At 64.9% G+C, this 3,196-nt stretch carries 4 protein-coding genes; all 4 read right to left on the bottom strand.

What is annotated here, in order from left to right; translation table 11 throughout:
• Window positions 1-1,048, bottom strand: a 1,048-nt coding sequence (locus tag JOZ79_RS07405) for a hypothetical protein (protein ID WP_294072658.1), incomplete at its 3' end; no start/stop codon positions are given.
• 64 nt (window positions 1,049-1,112) lie between these two features.
• Complete coding sequence (locus tag JOZ79_RS07400) at window positions 1,113-1,493, bottom strand: hypothetical protein (RefSeq protein WP_294072656.1); 381 nt, start codon at window positions 1,491-1,493, stop codon at window positions 1,113-1,115.
• 13 nt (window positions 1,494-1,506) lie between these two features.
• Window positions 1,507-1,953 (bottom strand): Bbp16 family capsid cement protein, encoded by a 447-nt coding sequence (locus tag JOZ79_RS07395; protein WP_294072654.1) that lies wholly within the window; start codon window positions 1,951-1,953, stop codon window positions 1,507-1,509.
• A 23-nt stretch (window positions 1,954-1,976) separates the two neighbouring features.
• Complete coding sequence (locus JOZ79_RS07390) at window positions 1,977-3,038, bottom strand: major capsid protein (protein ID WP_294072652.1); 1,062 nt, start codon at window positions 3,036-3,038, stop codon at window positions 1,977-1,979.
• Window positions 3,039-3,196 lie beyond the last annotated feature (158 nt).

The raw sequence follows: 3,196 nt of genomic DNA, 5'->3' as shown, positions 1-3,196 counted from the left end.
CGCCGCCCGTCGCCGAGAGCACTGTCCCGACCATTGCGAGCCCGCTTCCGAGCGTGATCTCTTGCGGATCACCGGCACCGCCGGCAGAGCCGCGGCCCAGCAGCACTGAGGCCGCCGCCGTGTCCTGCATCTTGGCGTAGGAGACGGCGTTGTTCGCGATCGTCGACGCCACTGCGCCGGCAGTGGTCGTGACATCGCCCGTAAGCGCCGGCATGCGCGCAGCCGGCAAGGTGCCGGTTCCGAGATCGGCCGCGCTCCCGCTGGACGCCACCGCAGCCAGCCCGTCGAGCTTTGCCTTGGCCTTGCCGAACGCGACGAGGATGCTGTCGGTCGCGGCGATGCTGCCTGAGCCACTGGCAAGGCCCGTGAGCAGCGCCGCGCGCACCCGCGCATCGGTGTAATAGAGGTTCGTTGCGCCTTCGGTGACACTGTCGGTCGAGCCAGGCGAAGGGCTGATCTCGACGTAAGCCGAGCCTGACCAGCGATAGGTCTTCCCGGTGTCGTCGGCGATATAGATGATGCCGGCCGAGCCCGTGGTCGGGAACCCAGCCAAGTTCACATATTCGAGAACGTCGTCGACATAGGCCGGGAGATAGGCGGCAGCGATCTTCGAGCTTGCATCGAGAGGCGCAACGCCATTGGCGGCTCCCTTCTCGGAGGAGGCGATCCGCGCCGTCGCATCGACCGCGTTGATGGTGATGTTCGCCGAGCCATCGAACGGTTGGCCGTTGATCGTGCGGGCCGTGGTCAGCTTCGTCGCGCTGAGGACGTTCTTCCCGCTGTCCGCGGTGTTGTTGACGTTCTGAAGCCCGAGCGTCGTCTTGACCGCCGTCGCGTCTGCATCGTCGAGGAACGATCGTGCGAAAGAGGTGATCACGGCGGGATCTATCGAGAAGACCGTGCCCGTTCCGCTGACGACGATGTCGCCATAATCACCATCGGTGAGCGCCCCGCCGGTTCCGCTCCCGCCGCCGGTTGCCGGAGCGGCCGGCACATATTGGTCACCTTGATAGGGCTGACCGGGAAAGCGGCGGCTATAGTCGGGCACGGTGCAGCCTCACATAAAAAGACGGGCGACCCGGGGCATGGGCCGCCCGTCTCCTGCCTTCAGCTTACTTCTTACGCCGCTGGGGGCTGGTTGCTTCCTGCTGCTCCGCCCGGGCGGCAGCGGCCTCGTTGCTCTCGACGCCTTCGGCGGCGACATATTCGCCGGCCGGAAGAACCTCTCCGACATTGTGCGCCGGCAACGCCTGAGGGGCAGTCGGGTTCGGCGCATGTGGGGACACGGGAGCGACCTCGATCGGAGCAGCGGAGATGCCGAGATGCCGAAGATCTTCGGCGTCCTCCTTGTGCTTCGGTTGGCCGTTCGCACCGATCTCCACGAGACCCTGACCGGGCTTGGAGCCGGCGAGCTCCGCCTCCGTCACCCTCGAGCCGGCCGCGAGCAGGGTGCCGCCGATGAAGTGCGGCTCCTTGAGCAAAAAAGTCTTCATTTCTCAGCCTCCCTTACGCAGCGTTCACGTAGCCGCTGGCATAGTTGGTGGTTGCCGTCCGATCCTTGCGGATGTCGGCGGTGAAGGTGCCGGCGGTCAGTGGGCCGTTGGCGACCGTGTAGCGCGTGCCGATGAAGCGGCGCGTGTTGCGCGGGACCACGATCGAAAACGGGTGATAGCCCGGCACGAGGAGCGCCTTGCCGATCGGCTGCGAGGCGGCGAGCGTTTCCACGTTCGTCGTCAGCGCGGAGTCGTCGGCCTGGATTACCTCGAACACCACGGTTGCGGCGCCTGCTGCGGCGGCCGCGACCTGGGTCGAGAACACCACGAACATCTCCTCGCCGGCACCGACATCTCGAATGGGCGTCGTGCCGCCGGTATCCAACGCGTTGGTCGAAACAGCGGTGGCGGTAACCGCCTGCTGGTCCGAGAGCGTCAGCTGCTTGTCCACATAAGCCATTGTCTTGTCTCCTGTCCTTGCGCTCAGACCACGCGGGCTTCGGCGTTGATGAGCTGATCGACTTCGCGAACCGGGATGCCGAGGAAGCGCACGATCTCGCGTCCCTCGATCGTATCGAGCGTGATCTGGGCCGATGCCTTGCTGATCGCCTGCGTGTGCAGGATCGATTTCACGGTCGGGTTCACGTACCAGGCCGCGCGGCTCAGCCCGCCGTTCGCGCCGGCATTCTTCCGGAGCTGCGTCGGGATACGGTAGAAAGCCTTGATCATGATCGTGATCAGGTCGGCCGCCGACGTGTTCGTCACGAGGTTCGAGACGTCGATGTTCGCGATCCGGACGACCGCCCGATAATCGCGCACCGCGATGCCGCAGCGCCACATGAAATGATCGGTATAGCCCATGAAGTTGTTGCCATTGGCATCCTTCAGGACGTCACCGACGTAGGCGCCGTCGACGCCGACACCTTCCAAGCCCGCCTTGTTGACGGTCACGTCCTCGTGCTTGAGGCCGCCGGTCGTGTTCTTCGGATAGATGCCGTGGATGGCATCGCCCCAGCCGACGAGCAGGATCGACGTGTTGTCGGTGCCGGTGCCGCCGGCATCGATGATCTGGCTCGCCCCGGAGCCGGACAGGCTATTGTAGCGCGCCATGATGCCGGTGAACTGCTTCGGATCGGCGCCGGCATTGCCGTAGAGCGTGTAGGAGGCCATCGCCTGGTTCATGCTCTCCATGAACAGCCGGCTTTCCTCGTAGCGGTACCGGTTGACGTTGCCGCTGAGCAGCGCGAGCTCGCGGTCGACCTGGAAGAAGCCTTCCAGCATCGCCGCCGTGTCGTCGATCTGCGCGCCGGTGCTCTTCGAGAGTGGAACGCCCTCGTTCAGCCGGCGGAAATAGACGGTCGGCAGGCCGGTGATGATCGTGGTCCGGTTGCCGGTCGGCAGATTGCCCGGCTTCCACACCATGTCGTCGAGGATCTCGTTCGCCTGGGAAAGCAGGTTGACGCGCTCGGTGTCGAACGTGCCATCCGGCCCCATCGCCTTTGCAATGTCGAGGAGCGTGGGAACGCTCGTACCAATCGCGGCCATAGTTCAATCTCCTATTTGGTCGCAGTTTCGGAAGGCCCACCGTAGACTTTGTCCCAGATGGGTCGGGTATCCGCCGGGGCCGCTTCGCCCTGGTGGAATTGGTCTTCGCCGATCATCGAGCCGATGCGGCGCATGAAGCGGATGGCGTCGGGGTGGTT

The organism is Sphingomonas sp. (assembly GCF_019242355.1).
Taxonomy (GTDB): Bacteria; Pseudomonadota; Alphaproteobacteria; order Sphingomonadales; family Sphingomonadaceae; genus Sphingomicrobium.
Note: the sequence above shows the minus strand (reverse complement) of the source record. Positions and strands in the feature narration are given on the sequence as shown.